Below are 17,103 nucleotides of genomic sequence, written 5' to 3'. Positions count from 1 at the left end.
ACAAAGAGCAGCTGGTGCACAGAGAGCGGCCAGTGCACAGAGGGGGCTAGTGCACGCCCAGCCAGGACTTGATCGGGCTGAGCGCGAAGTACACGACGAACACCGCGGTGAGGATCCACATCAGCACCCCGGGCTCGCGCCACTTGCCCTGTCCGGCCTTGATCACCGTGTACGAGATCACGCCGGCCGCGACGCCCGCCGTGATGCTGTAGGTGAACGGCATGAGCACGCAGGTCAGGAAGGCCGGGATGGCCACCTCGCGGTCGGACCAGTCGATGTGCCGGGCCTGGCTCATCATCATCGAGCCGATCACCACCAGGGCAGCGGAGGCGACCTCGACCGGCACGATGCCGGCCAGCGGCGAGAAGAACAGCATCAGCGCGAACAGGGCGCCGGTGACGGTGGAGGCGAGGCCGGTCCGGGCGCCGTCGCCGACGCCGGTCGCGGACTCCACGAAGACGGTCTGCCCGGAGGCGCCGGCCAGGCCGCCGACCGCGCCGCCGGCGCCGTCGATGAACAGGGCCTTGGACAGTCCGGGCATCCGGCCCTGCTTGTCCGCGAGCCCGGCCTCGGTGCCGACGCCGATGATGGTGGCCATCGCGTCGAAGAATCCGGCCAGCACCAGGGTGAAGACCGCGACGGAGGCGCTGATCGCGCCGAGGCCCTGGCCGCCGAAGGCGCCGAACAGGTCGACGTGGCCGAACAGGCTGAAGTCGGGGGCGGCGACCGGGCTGCCGGGCCAGACCGGGACGGAGCTCGCCCAGGCCTTGGCCGGTACGTGGGCGAGCTTGTTGACCAGGATCGCGACCACGGTCCCGCCCGCGATGCCGATCAGGATCGCGCCGCGCACGCCGCGCGCCATCAGCACGAAGATCGTGAGCAGGGTGAGGCAGAAGACCAGGACCGGCCAGCCGGAGAGCTCGCCGAACGGGCCGAGCGACAGCGGGGTGGGGCCGCCGGTGTGCACGAAGCCAGCCTTGTAGAGGCCGATGATCGTGACGAACAGGCCGATGCCGATGGTGATCGCGTGCTTGAGCGGCAGCGGGATGCCGTTCATGATCTTCTCGCGCAGTCCGGAGACCACCAGCAGCACGATCAGCAGGCCGTAGATCACGCACAGGCCCATGGCCTGGGGCCAGGTGGTGTGGGGGACCACCAGCGCGGAGACCGCGCCGGAGACCGAGAGTCCGGCGGCCAGCGCCAGCGGCACGTTGCCGACGACGCCCATCAGGATGGTGGTGACGGCGGCCGCGAGGGCGGTGGCGGTGGTCAGCGCGGCGTGGTCGAGCTTGACACCGGTGACGTCCGCGCCGCCGAGGATCAGCGGGTTGAGCAGGATGATGTACGCCATCGCCATGAAGGTGGTGAGGCCACCGCGTAGTTCGTTGGCGAGGGTCGAGCCGCGGGCCGAGATCTTGAAGTACGCGTCGAGCGCGCCCTTCGGCCCTGGTGCCGGGGAGGAGGGGTGGGGCTCGTCCGCGGCGGGTCTGTCTGCTTCAGTGGTGCCGGGCTCCGTGGGGATCCTGGTCATGTCCACTCCCAAGTGTCAAAGGGGGTTGGGGTGGGCGAGCCGACCTGACTGCCAGTCAAGGGAGTTGGCACAGGGGGACGGTATCGACTCACTGGGGCACTCGTAGGGGAGTGCCAGTGGTGCAGGTGGTGGTGCAGGTGAGGGTGGTGCGCACCACTGCGGGAACCCCGGCGTGGGCAGGGCAGCGGGTGGGGGTCCCGGGGCGGCGGGGAAGACGTCACCGCCCCGGGAAGTGTGACTCGTTGTACCGTTCCGGCTCGAACTCCCGGTGTCAGCCGGGCTGTTCGGTGGTCAGGTGCTCGGGTCGGACCGGGATCCGGTTGAGCGCGAGACCGGTGGCGTTGCGGATCGCCGCCACGATCGAGGGGGTCGCCGACACGGTCGGCGCCTCGCCGACGCCGCGCAGCCCGTACGGGGCGTGCGGGTCGGGCAGTTCGAGGACGTCCACCGGGATCGGCGGGGTGTCCAGGATGGTGGGGATCAGGTAGTCGGTGAAGGAGGCGTTGCGCACCTTCCCGTCCCGGACGATGATCTCCTCCATCACCGCGAGCCCGAGCGCCTGGGTGCAGCCGCCCTGGATCTGGCCGACCACGGAGAGCGGGTTGAGCGCCTTGCCGACGTCCTGGACGGCGGTGAGCTCGACCACCTTGACCAGGCCCAGTTCGACGTCCACGTCCACCACCGCGCGGTTGGCGCAGAAGGTGTACTGGACGTGGCCGAAGCCCTGTCCGGTCTCCTTGTCGAAGGCCTGGGTGGGCCGGTGGTGGTGCTCGCGGGTGAGGTCGATGGCCTCGTCGCCGAGCAGGTCCACCATGGGCACGAGGACCCCGGCGCTCTCCGAGACGACCTTGCCGCCGGCCAGCGTGATGTCCTTGTGGGTCCAGCCGTACCGCCGCCGGCCCTTCTCGATCAGCTCCCGCGCGACGGCCTCCGCGGCCAGCTTCACCGCGCCGCCGGTCATGTACGTCTGGCGCGAGGCGGAGGTCGAACCGGCCGATCCCACCTCGGTGTTGGCCGGGTGGATGGTGACCTGCTCGACGCCCAGCTCGGTGCGGGCGATCTGGGCGTGCACGGTGACGCCGCCCTGGCCGACCTCGGCCATCGCGGTGTGCACCATGGCGACCGGCTCGCCGCCGATCACCTCCAGCCGCACCCGGGCGGTGGAGTAGTCGTCGAAGCCCTCGGAGAAGCCGACGTTCTTGATGCCGACCGAGTAGCCGATCCCGCGCACGATGCCCTCGCCGTGCGAGGTGTTGGACAGCGCTCCGGGCAGTGCCCGGACGTCCAGGTGCTCGGTGTCCAGCGGCGGCGGCAGCGGCATCTCCTTGGCCCGGCGCAGCAGTTCGGCCACCGGCGCGGGCGAGTCGATCTGCTGGCCGGTGGGCATGAAGTCGCCCTCCGACATCGCGTTCAGCTGCCGCAACTCGACCGGGTCCATGCCGAGTTCGGCGGCCAGCTTGTCCATCTGGGACTCGTAGCCGAAGGCCGCCTGGACGGCCCCGAAGCCGCGCATCGCCCCGCAGGACGGGTTGTTGCTGTACAGCGCGACGGCGTGCATCCTCACGTTCGGGATCACGTACGGCCCGTGGCCGAGCGAGGCCGCGTTGCCGACCACGGCGGGGGAGGCGGAGGCGTAGGCGCCGCCGTCCAGCACGATCCGGCAGTCGGCGAAGACCAGCTTGCCGTCCCGGGTGGCGCCGTGCTCGTAGTGCATCCGGGCCGGGTGGCGGTGGACGTGGCCGTAGAAGGACTCGTCCCGGGAGTAGACGATCTTGACCGGCTTGCCGGTGTGCAGGGCCAGCAGGCAGGCGTGGATCTGCATCGAGATGTCCTCGCGGCCGCCGAAGGCGCCGCCCACGCCGGCCAGGGTGAGCCGGACCTTCTCCTCGGGCAGGTCCAGCACCGGGGCCATCTGCTCGCGGTCCACGTGCAGCCACTGGGTGGCGATGTAGAGGTCGATGCCGCCGTCCTCGGCGGGCACCGCCAGGCCGGACTCCGGGCCGAGGAAGGCCTGGTCCTGCATGCCGACCTCGTAGTCGCCGCTCACGACGACGTCCGCCAGCGCCCGCACCTCGTCGGTCACGCCGAGGCCGGAGACCAGCTTCTGCTCGTGGCAGATATTGCCGTACGCGTGCGACTTGTACTCGTGCGGCTCGTGCACGTAGCCGTGGGTCTCCGGGTCGAGGCACTGCTCCTCGGTGACGATCGGGGTGAGCACCTCGTACTCGACCTTGATCTTCTTCACCGCGCGCCGGGCCGTCTCCGGGTGGTCGGCGGCGACCAGTGCGATCGCCTCGCCGTGGTACCGGATCTTGTCGATCGCCAGGGCCGGCTGGTCCTGGATCTCCAGGCCGTAGTACTTGGCGCCGGGGATGTCCTCGTGGGTCAGCACCGCGTAGACGCCGGGCACCTTGAGGGCCTCGGAGATGTCCACCGAGAGGATGTTGGCCCGGGGGTGCGGCGAGCGCAGCGCCATGCCCCAGAGCATGTCCTCGTGCCACAGGTCGGAGGAGTAGGCGAACTCGCCCCTGACCTTCAGGTTGCCGTCCGGGCGCAGCGGCGAGCCGCCGATGCCGTCCTTGGAGGCCTGGTTGATGTTCTGCAGGTTCTTCTGGCCCTGGATGGTACGGGTGGTCATGCCGACGCCCCCTTGCCCGAGCACTTGCGGGCGGAGGCGAGCCGCACCGCGTCCATGATCTTCTCGTAGCCGGTGCAGCGGCACAGGTTGCCCGACAGCGCCTCGCGGATGTCGTTGTCGCTCGGCTGGGCGTCCTTCTCCAGCAGGGCGTCGGTCTGCACCAGCAGCCCCGGGGTGCAGAAGCCGCACTGGACGGCGCCGGCGTCGACGAACGCCTGCTGGACCAGGCCCAGCTCGCCGTCCTCCTCGGCCAGGCCCTCGACCGTGCGCACCTCGCGGTCCTGCACCTGTCCGGCCGCGACCAGGCAGGAGCAGACCGGCACGCCGTCCAGGTAGACGGTGCAGGAGCCGCACTCGCCCTGCTCGCAGGCGTTCTTCGAACCGGGCAGGCCGACGCGCTCGCGCAGCACGTAGAGCAGGCTCTCGCCCTCCCACACGTCGTCGGCCTCGACCGGCTTGCCGTTGGCGGTGAACGTGACCCTCATGCCGCGCTCCTGATCTGCTTGCTGTAGTCGTTCCAACACCAGGTGAGGGTGCGGCGGGCCATCACGGCGAGCGAGTGGCGCCGGTAGTCGGCGGTGCCGCGGACGTCGTCGATGGGGGAGGCGGCGGCCTTCACCAGCTCGCCGAAGCGCTGGATCACCTCGGTGCCCAGCAGCTCCCCGGACTCCCAGAGCCCGCGCTCGGCGAGCACTCCCCGCAGGTACTCCTCGGCCTCGACGGCGCGGCGCGGCGTGGGGGCGGCCGAACCGATCCCGGTGCCGACGGTGCCGTCCTTCGGGTGCAGCGCGAAGCCGAACGCGCAGACCGCGATCACCATCGCGTTGCGGGTGCCGATCTTCGAGAACTGCTGGGGGCCGTCCGCGACCGGGATGCGCACGGCCCGGATCAGCTCGTCGGCCTCCAGGCTGTTGCGCTTGACCCCGACGTAGAACTCGTCGATCGGGATCAGCCGGGTACCGCGCACCGAGGCCGCCTCGACGAACACGTCCCGGCCGGCCGCCAGCAGCGCGGGGTGGGCGTCACCGGCCGGAGAGGCGCCGCCGAGGTTGCCGCCGACGCCGCCGCGGTTGCGGATCTGCGGCGAGCCGACGGTGTGCGCCGCCAGCGCGAGCCCGGGCAGCGGGCCGGACAGCTCGTCGATGATCCGGGCGTACGGGACGGAGGCGCCGAGCCGGACGACGCTGCCGTCGTTCGTCCATTCGGTGAGCTCGGTGACGCGGTTCAGGTCGAGAATCGCGGATGGCCGGTGCACGTCGAAGTTCAGCTCGACCATGACGTCCGTGCCGCCCGCGATGGGCAGCGCGGTCGGGTACTCAGCCTTCGCCGCGAGAGCCTCGTCCCAGGTGGCGGGCCGAAGGAACTCCATGCGGGTTTCTCCTCAAGTCTTCGCCGACCGGGTGTCCGGCGGCGTGTCGCCCAGTGAACCCCTGTGACGCGGCCCACTGGCAGTCACCGATGGCATGAAGCCCCGGCTGTGAGCCCGCCCGGCATCCTGTACGTTCCTCTAAGCAGGAGAATCCCGCAGCCCAGGTGTTCGCCGAGTGCTACCTACGACCGTAATCCGGCCGTGATTGCCGGGCTACGGGCCCGTGACCCGGCGGTCCGCTGGTACGTAACGCCGAGCACGGATGTTCGGGCACACTGTCACCCCCACCCCCTCGATCCGGCCGCCGACGCTTGGCCCGGCCGCCGTTCCGACGCTCTGTTCCACCCCTTGTTCCAACCCCTGTTCCAACCCCTGTTCCAGCCCCCGTAAGGAGTCCGCGGATGCGTGTCCGTGACCTGCTCGCCCCCGGTGCCCCCCGACTGCGCCTGCTCGCGGCCGAGGAGGAGCTGGACCGGCAGGTCAGCGGCGTGATGACCACGGACCTGCACGACCCCGGCCGCTACCTGCACGGCGGCGAGCTGGTGCTCACCGGGATGCTCTGGCGCAGCGGCCCCGCCGACTCCGAGCGGTTCGTCCGCACCATCGCGGCCGGCGGCGCGGTCGCCCTGGCGGCCGGCGAGGCCGAGGTCGGCCCGGTGCCCGAGGACCTGGTCGAGGCCTGCCGCCGGCACCGGATGCCGCTGCTGGCCGTCCCCGACGACATCGCCTTCGGCACCGTCACCGAGTTCATCGGCCGTCAGGTCTCCGCCGACCGCGCGGCCGACCTCGCCGCCCTGGTCGACCGGCACCGGCTGCTGGTCTCGGCGGCCGGCGGCGGCGGACTGGACGCCGTGCTGGACCTGCTCGGCGGCGACCTCGACCTGGACTGCTGGGTGCTCACCCCGACCGGCGGGGTGATCGCCGGCCCGGCCGACCGGCTCACCGCCGAGGACCGCGACCAGCTGGTCCGCGCCCACCTGGCCGCCCAGCGCCAGCGCCGCCGCCCCCCGCACCGGGCCCGACTGGCGGGCGGCGCCTACTCGTTGCTGCCCGCCGCGGCCTCCGCCGAGCACGAGGCACCGCTGGCGGACTGGGTGCTCGCGGTGGCCGGCGACGTCACCGAGTGGACCACCAAGCGCCAGCAGCTCGCCGAGAACCTGGCCCGGCTGGTCGCCGCCGAGCGCCACCGCCGGGACGAGGGCCGCCGACTGCGCCGCCGGCTGGCCGACGAACTGCTCGCCCTGCTGCGCCGGGACGCCGACCCGGCCGAGATCAGCCGCACCCTGTACGCCTCCTCGGCGATGGCCGCCCGCTACGAGAGCCCCGAGCCCAAGTCCCACTCCCAGGACGCCTCCTGGCTGGTGCTCAGCGCCGAGGGCACCGGCCTGCCGGAGGGTACGGTGCGGGCGGTCCTGGAGGAGGCGCTCGGCGGCACCACCGACCGCGCCCTGGTCGCCGGGGCGGGGCACGGCGCCGTGGTGGTGCTGCCCGCGATGGACAGCCCGGTGCCCGCCGACACCCTGCGCGAGCTGCTCGCCCCGCTGGAGGCCGGGCTCGGCTCGGAGGGCCGGATCACCCTCGGCGTCTCCGCCCCCGCCTCCGAGGCGGGCGGTCTGCGCGGCGCCCTGGAGGAGGCCCGGCACGCCCGCCGGATCGCCGCCGCCCGGGTCGGCCGGGTCTGCGTGGCCGGCCCCGAGGAGCTGGCCTCGCACGTGCTGCTGCTGGCCGCCGTCCCGGACGAGGTCCGCCGGGCCTTCCGCAGCCGGCTGCTGGACAAGGTGATCGCGTACGACATCGAGCACCAGGCGGACCTGGTCCGCACCCTGGAGGCCTTCCTGCGCTCGGACGGCTCCTGGACCCGCTGCGCCGGGCAGCTGCACGTCCACGTCAACACCCTGCGCTACCGGATCGGCCGGATCGAGGAGCTGACCGGCCGGGACCTCTCCCGGCTGGAGGACCGGGTGGACTTCTACCTGGCGCTGGAACTGGCCTGAGCGTCGACCGGGAAGGCCGGGGGCCGGGGGCCGGGAAGGCCGGGAGCCTTCGCCGGCCCGCCCGGAATCCGCCTGATCGGTTCCTGTCAGTTCCGGTCGATTCCTGGCAATCCGCTGACAGTGACCGGACGTGGAAGATCAGAAACGGCTGAGGGCCCGCCGCGAACGTTCGCGGCGGGCCCTCAGTCATGTCCGGCGGTCGGCTACTGCGCCGGGATGATCGTGGTCAGCCACTCGAAGGCGCTCGGGACCATCCGCTTCCACATGTCGGTGGTGTGCGGGCCGGTGCTCTCCTCGACCTGGACCTTGGTCGGCTCCTTGGCCGCGGCGGCGATCGCCTGGCCGTCCTCGTAGCCGTCCCCCTTGGCGCCGCTGACCAGCAGGGCGACCTTCGGCGGCTGCTGGGCGGACTTGAGGATGTTGACCGGGTTGTTCTCGGTGCGCAGCTTCGGGTCCTTGCCGACCAGCGAGTCCGGCTCGGACCCCGGGTCGTTGTAGCCGGACATCGCGATGCCGGCCCGGTAGCGGTTGGGGTGGGCCAGCGACAGCTTGGCCGCGCAGTGGGCGCCGGCCGAGTAGCCGGCGATCGCCCAGCGGTCCGAGGACGGGTCGGCGCGGAAGTTGTCCAGCACCATCTGCGGGACGTCGCGGGTGATCCAGGCGTCGGCGTTGATCTTGCCGGGGATGTCGGTGCAGCCCGCGTCCTGGTGGTTGCCCAGCAGCAGGGTGCGCGGCGAGACCAGGATGAAGGGCGCGACCTTGCCCTGCTGCATCAGCGGCTTGAGCTGCTCGGAGACCTTGAGGGTGCCGTACCAGGTGGAGGAGGAGCCCGGGTAGCCGGGGATCAGCTCGACCACCGGGAACTTCTTGTCCTTGAACGCCGGGTCGTTGTACTGCGGCGGCAGCCAGACCAGCACCTCGCCGTCGACGCCGGACACCTGGCCCTTGAGGTCGGTCTTCTGGACGTCGCCCGGCACCGCCGGGTCGTTCACCCCGCCGAACTTCTGCAGCACCTTGGGCGGCTGCTTGGCGGCGTCGCCCGAGCCGTCCTTGGCGTTGCCGGCCGGGTCCACCGGCGCCACCGAGGGCACCGCGCGGACGTGGTCACCGGTGCCGAGCAGGTCGTCCCAGTTGCCGTAGATCAGGTTCGCGTTGTTCACCATCACGAAGACCATCAGCACGGCCGTGACCTGGCAGAACATGATCATGACGATCCGGGACAGGGTGCGCACCGGCTGGGGGCCGCGCACCTTCCCCCAGAACAGCAGCGCCACTGTGATGGACACCGGCACCAGGATGACGGTGAGGATGAAGAATGGCGTACCTGTCAGTTCCATCAAGTTCTCGTATCCGGATCGCTCGCCGCCCGGGCCCCGCTCGCCCGAACGCACGTCAATGGCATCAGACGGTGCGAACCGATGATCGGTTGCCGTCCGAATCTGTGCGGAACCTGAGAGGAACATCACGTTTCCGAGCTGTTCCTGCTTCGGGTCGGCGCCTAGTCTGTCACCCGGACGGCGGTGCTCCGGACCAGATGTTCAGCGAACTTCCAGGAAGGTCCCCCGGGGCACCTTACCTCCCGCGCCGATCGCGCTGCCGGGCGAGGCGGTGCGATCCCGCGCGGCCGGGCCAGAGAGACTAGGGGGATGAGCACAACCCGCTTTCGCCCGTCCCGCCGCTTCTGGCCCGTGTGCGCCGTCCTGGCCATCGCGGTCACCGCGGCCGGTTGCAGCAGTACCGGAGGCAGACGCGCCGAGGAGGCCCGCGCCAAGGCCGCGGCCGCCGGAGGCAGCGCCGTCACCACCCCGCGCTGGAAGGTCGCCATGGTGACCCACGCCGGAGCCGGCGACGCCTTCTGGGACAGCGTGCGCAAGGGCGCCGAGCAGGCCGCCGCCAAGGACAACATCACCTTCCTGTACTCCAACGACGCGCAGACCCAGAACCAGGTCCAGCTGGTCCAGGCCGCCATCGACCAGAAGGTCGACGGCCTGCTGGTCACCCTCGCCAAGGGCGACGCGATGGCCGACGTCCTCGGCAAGGCCAAGGCGGCCGGCATCCCCGTCATCACGATCAACTCCGGTCAGGAGTACTCCGCCAAGTTCGGCGCCCTGACCCACATCGGTCAGGACGAGTCCTCGGCCGGTCAGGCGGCCGGCACCGAGCTGGCCTCGCGCGGCCGGAAGAACGTGCTCTGCGTGATCCACGAGCAGGGCAACGTCGGCCAGGAGGAGCGCTGCTCCGGCGCCCAGTCCAAGGCCGGCGGCGGCTTCCAGGTCCTCTACGTCAACGGCGTCGACATGCCGGACGCCCGGGCGGCGATCTCCGCCAAGCTCCAGGCCGACACCTCCATCGACACCGTCCTCACCCTCTCCGGCCCGATGGCCGCCACCGGGCTGCAGGCCGTCCAGGACGCCCACCGCACCGTGGAGCTGGACACCTTCGACCTGGGACCGCAGGTGGTGGCCGGGCTCAAGTCCGGCAGCGTCGGCTTCGCCGTCGACCAGCAGCCGTACCTCCAGGGCTACGAGGGCGTCGACCTGCTGTGGCTGTACAAGTCCAACCTGGACATGCTCGGCGGCGGCAAGCCCGTCGCGACCGGCCCGCAGATCCTCACCAAGGACAACGCCGACGCGCTCGCCGAGTACGTGGCGAGGGGGACCAGGTGAGCAGTCCGACCACCCCGGACCTGCTCGTCCAGGACCGTCCGGCCGCCCTGCGGCGCCTCCTCGCCCGCCCCGAGCTCGGCTCGCTGATCGCCGCCGTCGCGGTGTTCGCGGTGTTCGCCGCCGTCGCCGAGCCCTTCCTGCGGGTCTCCTCGCTGGGCACCGTGCTCTACGCGGCGTCCACCATCGGGATCATGGCCGTCCCGGTCTCGCTGCTGATGATCGGCGGCGAGTTCGACCTGTCGGCCGGCGTGCTGGTCACCACCGCCGCGCTGACCTCCTCGATGGTCTCGTACCAGTTCACCGCGGTCACCTGGGTCGGCGTGCTGGTCTCGCTGGCCACCACGCTGGCCATCGGCGGCTTCAACGGCTGGATGCTCGGCCGCACCAGGCTGCCCAGCTTCATCGTCACCCTGGGCACCTTCCTGATGCTGACCGGCGCCAACCTGGGCCTCACCAAGGCGATCTCCGGGACGGTCTCCACCAAGCCGATCTCCGACATGCAGGGCTTCGAGACCTGCCGCTGGCTGTTCGCCTCGGAGCTGAACATCGGCGGACTGGCGATCAAGGCCACCGTCTGGTGGTGGCTCGGCCTGCTGGTGGTCGGCAGCTGGGTGCTGCTGCGCACCCGCTTCGGCAACTGGATCTTCGCCGTCGGCGGCGACGCGGCCGCCGCCCGCGCGGTCGGCGTGCCGGTCGCCCGCACCAAGACGGTGCTCTACCTGGGCGTCGGCTTCGGGGCCTGGGTGCTCGGGCAGCACCTGCTGTTCTCCTTCGACACCGTGCAGTCCGGCGAGGGCGTCGGCAACGAGCTGATCTACATCGTCGCGGCGGTGATCGGCGGCTGCCTGATCACCGGCGGCTACGGCTCGGTGGCGGGCTCCGCGCTCGGCGCGCTGATCTTCGGCATGGCCAGCAAGGGGATCATCTACGCCCAGTGGAACCCGGACTGGTTCAAGTTCTTCCTCGGCGCGATGCTGCTGCTGGCCGCGCTGCTCAACGCCTACGTCAAGCGCCGGGCGGAACGGGGCCCGCGATGAACGACTCGGAACTCCTCTCGCTCCAGGGCGTCGGCAAGACCTACGGGACGGTCCGGGCGCTGCAGGACGTCTCGCTGACCCTCCGGGCCGGTGAGATCAGCTGCGTGCTCGGCGACAACGGGGCCGGCAAGTCCACCCTGATCAAGATCATCGCCGGGCTGCACCGGCACGACGAGGGCAGCTACACCATCGGCGGCGAGGAGGTCCGGCTGGACTCCCCGCGCCAGGCGCTGGACCGTGGCATCGCCACCGTCTACCAGGACCTCGCCGTCGTCCCGCTGATGCCGGTGTGGCGCAACTTCTTCCTCGGCTCCGAGCAGGGCATGCGCCGCTGGGGCGGCCTGCGGCTGGACGCCGACGGCATGCGCGCCACCACCCGCCGGGCGCTCGCCGAGATGGGCATCGACCTGCACGACGTCGACCGGCCGATCGGCACCCTCTCCGGCGGCCAGCGCCAGTGCGTGGCGATCGCCCGGGCCGTCCACTTCGGCGCCAAGGTGCTGATCCTGGACGAGCCGACCGCGGCGCTCGGCGTCAAGCAGTCCGGGGTGGTGCTCAAGTACGTCACCGCGGCCCGCGACGCCGGCCTCGGGGTCGTCCTGATCACCCACAACCCGCACCACGCCTACCTGGTCGGCGACCACTTCACGCTGCTGAAGCGGGGGCGGATGGCCGGTAGCCACCCGCGCGCCGAGATCAGCCTCGAACAGCTCACCACCGAGATGGCCGGCGGCTCCGACCTCGCCGAACTCTCGCACGAGCTGGCCCGTCCGAACCCCACCCCCTCCCGTGAGGAGCGTCCGCAGCCGTGACCAGCCCCCAAGGCAGCACTCGGCCGGCCGTCCTGCCCACCCTGCTCGGCCTCGGCCCGCGCGCCGAGCGCCGCCGCCGTGCCCTGCCCGCGGGGATACTGCGGCTGCCCACCATCGGCGTCGACATCGGCGGCACCAAGGTGGTCGCCGGGGTCGTCGACGGCGAGGGCAAGGTGCTGGAGAAGCTGCGCACCGACACCCCGCACAAGAGCAAGAGCGCCAAGGTCGTCGAGGACGTGATCGTCGAGCTGGTGCTCCAGCTCGCCGACCGGCACGACGTCCACGCGGTGGGCATCGGCGCGGCGGGCTGGGTCGACGCCGACCGCTCCCGGGTGCTCTTCGCCCCGCACCTCAACTGGCGCAACGAGCCGCTGCAGCAGGCGCTCAGCGAGCGGCTGCGCTTCCCGGTGATCGTGGAGAACGACGCCAATGCGGCCGCCTGGGCGGAGTGGCGCTTCGGCGCCGGGCGCGGCGAGGACCACATGGTGATGCTCACCCTGGGCACCGGCATCGGCGGCGCGGTCGTCCGGGACGGCTACGTCGACCGCGGCAAGTACGGCCTGGCGGGCGAGTTCGGGCACATGCAGGTGGTGCCCGGCGGCCACCGCTGCCCGTGCGGCAACCGCGGCTGCTGGGAGCAGTACTCCTCCGGCAACGCACTGGTGCGGGACGCGCGGGAGCTGGTCGCGGAGGAGTCCCCGGTGGTGCAGCAGCTGCTCGCCCGGGCCGGCGGCACGGTCGAGGGCATCACCGGACCGCTGGTCACCGAGGCCGCCCGGGAGGGCGACCCGACCGCGATCGAGCTGCTCTACGAGGTCGGCACCTGGCTCGGGGTCGGCATCGCCAACCTGGCCGCCGGCCTCGACCCGGGGCGCTTCGTGATCGGCGGCGGCGTCTCGGAGGCCGGCGACCTGCTGCTCGGCCCGGCCCGGGACACCTTCCGCCGCACCCTGACCGGCCGCGGCTTCCGGCCCGAGGCCACCATCGTCCACGCCGCCCTCGGCAACGAGGCGGGCCTGGTCGGCGCCGCGGACCTGGCGCGGCAGGTCGCCCGGCGGTTCCGCACCATCAAGCGGCGGCGGGTGGAGCGCAGCGCGCCGTAGCCGGCGGGGTCGTACGGGCGGCCGGTGCCGCCGGTGGCAGCCGACGGGTAACAGCTGACAGCTGACAAGTAACAGCTGACAACTTTCGGCGAACAGACAACGTTCTCTGTTCGCTGAAAGTTGTCAGCTGTTTTCTGTTTCCCCTCCCGCCCAGGCCTTTGTCGCCCACCTGTCGCCACATCACCCGTTGGTAATGGCAAGGTGTGGTTGTCGGATCATCCCTCCTGTGGAACAACTGATGAGTTGACGTCACATCAGGAGGACTCGGATGAGGGCCGTGACCCGTCTCGTACCATCCCTGCTGCTCGCCACCGCACTGGTCTGGGCCACCACCGGCCCCGCCGGGGCCGCGGCGCCGCCGGCGAAGACGCCGGAGGCGGTGGGCTGGGGCGGGGCGGTGGCGTCGGTGGACGCCGACGCCACCGCCGCCGGGATCGAGGTGCTGCGCAAGGGCGGCAACGCGGTGGACGCGGCGGTGGCCGCCGCCGCGGCGCTCGGGGTGACCGAGCCGTACTCCTCCGGGGTCGGCGGCGGCGGGTACTTCGTCTACTACGACCACGCCACCGGCCGGGTGCACACCATCGACGGCCGCGAGACGGCCGGTCGCACCGCCGACAGCGGGCTGTTCCTGGAGGGCGGCAAGCCGCTGGCCTTCGCCGACGCCGTCACCAGCGGCCTGTCCGTCGGCGTCCCCGGCACCCCCGCCACCTGGGACTCCGCCCTGCGCCAGTGGGGCACCCGCTCGCTCGCGCAGAACCTCGAACCCGCCGAGCGGATCGCCGAGAACGGCTTCGTGGTCGACGCCACCTTCCGCGGCCAGACCTCCGACAACTACGCCCGGTTCAAGGACTTCCCGGCCACCGCCAAGCTCTACCTGCCGAACGGCAAGCTCCCCGAGGTCGGCTCCGTGCTGCGCAACCCCGACCTCGCCGCGACCTACAAGCTGCTGGCCAAGGACGGCGTGAAGGCCTTCTACCAGGGCGAGTTGGCGCAGGACATCGCCAACACCGTGCAGCACCCGCCGGTTGACCCGGCGGCCGGCCGCAACGCCCGCCCGGGGAAGGTCGACACCACCGACCTGGCCGCCTACCAGGTCCGCCGCCAGGCGCCCACCCACGTCGCCTACCGCGACTACGACGTCTACTCGATGGCCCCGTCCAGCTCCGGCGGCACCACCGTCGGCGAGGCGCTGAACATCCTGGAGGACGGCGACCTCTCGACCTACAGCAGCACCCAGTACTACCACCACTTCCTGGAGGCCTCCCGGATCGCCTTCGCCGACCGCAACCGCTGGGTCGGCGACCCGGCCTTCGAGGACGTCCCCACCAAGCAGCTGCTCTCCGAGCGCTACGCCGCCTCCCGGGCCTGCCTGATCAGCCCCGACCACGCCCTCACCAGCCCGCTCGCCCCCGGCGACCCGCGCCACCCGGCCGACTGCGCCGACACCGGCCAGGCCGTCCCCGAGCCGTACGAGGGCCCCAACACCACCCACCTGACGGTGGCCGACCGCTGGGGCAACATCGTCTCCTACACCCTCACCATCGAGCAGACCGGCGGCAGCGGCATCACCGTCCCCGGCCGGGGCTTCCTGCTCAACAACGAGCTGACCGACTTCGACTTCACCCCGCTCGCCGCCGGCGTCCCCGACCCCAACCTGCCCGGCCCCGGCAAGCGGCCGCGCTCCTCGATGTCCCCGACCATCGTGCTGCGGGACGGCGAGCCGCTGCTGGCCACCGGCAGCCCCGGCGGGGCGACCATCGTCACCACCACCCTCCAGGTGCTGCTCGGCCGCCTCGACCGGGGGCTGAGCCTGGAGCAGGCCATCGCCGCGCCGCGCGCCAGCCAGCGCAACACCGCCGTCACCCAGGCCGAGCCGGGCTTCCTGGCGCTGCCGGAGCGGACCGCGCTGGAGGCCCTCGGGCACACGTTCGCCGACGGCGGCGAGATCGGTGCCGCCACCGGCGTGGAACGGCTGCCGGACGGCCGCTGGGTGGCCGCCGCCGAACCGGTGCGGCGCGGCGGCGGCTCGGCCGCGGTGGTCCGGCCCGCCGGCTGACGCCCCGCCGTCGGTGCCCCGGCCCGAGCGGCTCCGGACCCCGGTGCCGCTCCGGCCAGGGCGCCGGTCGGGCCGGGTTGTCGGTGCCGGGCGGTATGTTCGGGGTGGGCCTCCTGCAGGGGCCCACCCCCGTCCGTACCGACCGAACCACCGGGAAGGCCGCCCGCCGTGACCGTCCGCATCGCCACCTGGAACATCAACTCCGTCACCGCGCGGCTGCCCAAGCTCCTGGAGTGGCTGGAGAGCGCCAAGCCCGACGTGCTCTGCCTCCAGGAGCTCAAGTGCGCGGCCGACGCCTTCCCGTACGAGCCGGTCCGCGAGCTCGGCTACGAGACGGCCGCGCACGGCACCGGCCGGTGGAACGGCGTCGCCATCGTCTCCCGGATCGGCCTGGACGACGTGGTGCGCGACCTGCCCGGCCAGCCCGGGTACCTCGCCGACGGCGCCCTGCTGCCCGACGTCGAGCCGCGCGCCATCGCCGCGACCTGCGGCCCGGTGCGGGTCTGGTCGGTCTACGTGCCCAACGGCCGCGAGGTCGACCACCCGCACTACCACTACAAGCTGGAGTGGCTGGAGGCGCTGCGCAAGGCCTCCGTCGAGGACGCGGCCGGCCCGCGCCCCTTCGCCGTGCTCGGGGACTTCAACATCGCCCCCGCGGACGAGGACGTCTACGACGTCGCCGCCTTCGAGGGCCTCACCCACGTCACCCCGGTCGAGCGCGCCGCGCTGGAGGCCCTCGGCGAGATCGGTCTGCACGACGTGGTGCCGCGCCCGCTGAAGTACGACCGCCCCTACACCTACTGGGACTACCGCCAGCTGGCCTTCCCGAAGAACCGGGGCATGCGGATCGACCTCACGTACGCCAACAAGCCCTTCGCCGACGCCGTCACCGACAGTTACGTGGACCGCGAGGCCCGCAAGGGCAAGGGCACCTCGGACCACGCCCCGGTCGTGGTCGACCTCGACCTCTGAGTCACCACTGAGTCACCATCGGGGCGCCGCGGTCACCCGCGGTGACGGGCCGTCGCTCCAACGGTCCTGAGCGGTGGCCGGGCACCGGAGGCCTGCCTACCGTCGGTGAATGACCGGGTGCAGTTGAAACACCACGTGGACATGGGAGTCCCCGGCTGCGCCCGAGAATCCCGGAGGTTCCGGCATGCGCCCCACGCGTACGGCCGCCGCCGCCCTGATCGGCGCGACGGTGCTGACCGGTCTGACGGCCCCCCTCGCATCGGCCAGGGACGGCGCGGCCTCGGTCAGCCCGACCCAGGCCGCACCGGGCCAGACCGTGACGGTCACGGTCTCCTGCGAGAAGTCGGACAAGCCCGACGCCAAGACCATCACCGCCCACTCCGCCGCCTTCGAGGGCGGCCCGGCGACCCTCACGCTCGGGGCCGACGGCAAGCACAGCGGCTCCGCCCGGCTGGCCTCCCAGCACAACGGGGACAGCAAGGTCGACGGCACCTGCCCGGACGGCGGCGCCTTCTCCACCACCGTCAAGGTCACCACCGTGACCGCCGGCGGTGCCGACAAGGGCCTCGGTGACTGGGGCAAGGCGGCGGGGGAGTGGGCCGGCTCGCTCGGGCAGTCCGGTGCCGGCAGCCAGCAGGTCGCCCCGCACGGCGCGGCGAAGACCGGCCTCGGCGGCTCGGTCGCGGCGGACCCGGCGGAGCTCGCCGGAGGGCTGGCCCTGGTGGTCGGCGGCGTCGGCGGCTTCTGGCTGCTCCGGAGGCGCAGTGCCTGACGGCCCCGACGCTCCGCGGCAGTGCCGCGGCGGGGGGCCCCCGCCCCGGCGCCCCGCGGGGGGGGGGGGGGGCGGGGCCGCCCCCCCCCCCCCCCCCCCCCGCCGCGGGGGCCCCCCCCAACCCCCCCCCCCCCGGGGGGGGGGGGGCCCGGG

At 72.3% G+C, this 17,103-nt stretch carries 13 protein-coding genes; 8 read left to right on the top strand and 5 right to left on the bottom strand.

The window, feature by feature from the left end:
* Nucleotides 1–46 precede the first annotated feature (46 nt).
* From ACIP4P_RS16795 to ACIP4P_RS16780, 4 genes are all read right to left on the bottom strand, one after another.
* Nucleotides 47–1,531: an NCS2 family permease gene (locus ACIP4P_RS16795; RefSeq protein ID WP_400918954.1), complete on the bottom strand. Its 1,485-nt coding sequence runs from the start codon at nt 1,529–1,531 to the stop codon at nt 47–49.
* 271 nt (nt 1,532–1,802) lie between these two features.
* Nucleotides 1,803–4,169: a xanthine dehydrogenase subunit D gene (pucD, locus tag ACIP4P_RS16790; protein ID WP_400918951.1), complete on the bottom strand. Its 2,367-nt coding sequence runs from the start codon at nt 4,167–4,169 to the stop codon at nt 1,803–1,805.
* Nucleotides 4,166–4,654: a (2Fe-2S)-binding protein gene (locus tag ACIP4P_RS16785; protein ID WP_350512684.1), complete on the bottom strand. Its 489-nt coding sequence runs from the start codon at nt 4,652–4,654 to the stop codon at nt 4,166–4,168. Before ACIP4P_RS16785 ends, pucD begins: the two co-directional genes overlap by 4 nt.
* Nucleotides 4,651–5,538 carry an FAD binding domain-containing protein gene (locus tag ACIP4P_RS16780; RefSeq protein WP_350512685.1) on the bottom strand — a complete coding sequence of 296 codons (888 nt, stop codon included), beginning with the start codon at nt 5,536–5,538 and terminating at the stop codon, nt 4,651–4,653. The genes ACIP4P_RS16785 and ACIP4P_RS16780 overlap by 4 nt, the downstream gene beginning before the upstream one ends.
* 401 nt (nt 5,539–5,939) lie before the next feature.
* Here ACIP4P_RS16780 and ACIP4P_RS16775 point away from each other — a divergent pair, with 401 nt between their 5' ends.
* Nucleotides 5,940–7,532 carry a PucR family transcriptional regulator gene (locus ACIP4P_RS16775; protein ID WP_400918946.1) on the top strand — a complete coding sequence of 531 codons (1,593 nt, stop codon included), beginning with the start codon at nt 5,940–5,942 and terminating at the stop codon, nt 7,530–7,532.
* Between the two features lie 203 nt (nt 7,533–7,735).
* Here ACIP4P_RS16775 and ACIP4P_RS16770 read toward each other — a convergent pair whose 3' ends face one another.
* The gene (locus ACIP4P_RS16770; RefSeq protein ID WP_350512687.1) at nt 7,736–8,818 is read right to left on the bottom strand and encodes an alpha/beta hydrolase-fold protein; all 1,083 of its coding nucleotides are present in this window, start codon (nt 8,816–8,818) and stop codon (nt 7,736–7,738) included.
* Between the two features lie 360 nt (nt 8,819–9,178).
* On the opposite strand from ACIP4P_RS16770, the gene ACIP4P_RS16765 reads away from it, so the two are divergent.
* The 7 genes from ACIP4P_RS16765 to ACIP4P_RS16735 all read left to right on the top strand — a co-directional run bounded on the left by ACIP4P_RS16765 (nt 9,179) and on the right by ACIP4P_RS16735 (nt 16,950).
* The gene (locus ACIP4P_RS16765; RefSeq protein WP_400918943.1) at nt 9,179–10,198 is read left to right on the top strand and encodes a substrate-binding domain-containing protein; all 1,020 of its coding nucleotides are present in this window, start codon (nt 9,179–9,181) and stop codon (nt 10,196–10,198) included.
* Nucleotides 10,195–11,235 (top strand): ABC transporter permease, encoded by a 1,041-nt coding sequence (locus tag ACIP4P_RS16760; protein WP_350512689.1) that lies wholly within the window; start codon nt 10,195–10,197, stop codon nt 11,233–11,235. Before ACIP4P_RS16765 ends, ACIP4P_RS16760 begins: the two co-directional genes overlap by 4 nt.
* Nucleotides 11,232–12,047 carry an ATP-binding cassette domain-containing protein gene (locus ACIP4P_RS16755; protein ID WP_400918939.1) on the top strand — a complete coding sequence of 272 codons (816 nt, stop codon included), beginning with the start codon at nt 11,232–11,234 and terminating at the stop codon, nt 12,045–12,047. Before ACIP4P_RS16760 ends, ACIP4P_RS16755 begins: the two co-directional genes overlap by 4 nt.
* Nucleotides 12,044–13,150 (top strand): ROK family glucokinase, encoded by a 1,107-nt coding sequence (locus ACIP4P_RS16750; protein ID WP_400918936.1) that lies wholly within the window; start codon nt 12,044–12,046, stop codon nt 13,148–13,150. The genes ACIP4P_RS16755 and ACIP4P_RS16750 overlap by 4 nt, the downstream gene beginning before the upstream one ends.
* 268 nt (nt 13,151–13,418) lie before the next feature.
* Entirely contained in the window at nt 13,419–15,206 is a 1,788-nt protein-coding gene (ggt, locus tag ACIP4P_RS16745; RefSeq protein ID WP_400918933.1) for a gamma-glutamyltransferase, read from the top strand.
* A gap of 168 nt (nt 15,207–15,374) precedes the next feature.
* The gene (locus ACIP4P_RS16740; RefSeq protein WP_400918930.1) at nt 15,375–16,178 is read left to right on the top strand and encodes an exodeoxyribonuclease III; all 804 of its coding nucleotides are present in this window, start codon (nt 15,375–15,377) and stop codon (nt 16,176–16,178) included.
* Nucleotides 16,179–16,362: 184 nt separating this feature from the next.
* A complete protein-coding gene (locus tag ACIP4P_RS16735; protein ID WP_400918927.1) occupies nt 16,363–16,950 on the top strand; it encodes a hypothetical protein in 588 nt (195 codons plus the stop codon).
* The last annotated feature ends 153 nt before the right edge of the window (nt 16,951–17,103 follow it).

The organism is Kitasatospora sp. NPDC089509, assembly GCF_044749365.1.
Lineage (GTDB): Bacteria > Actinomycetota > Actinomycetes > Streptomycetales > Streptomycetaceae > Kitasatospora.
This window is presented reverse-complemented; position numbering and strand designations above follow the sequence as displayed.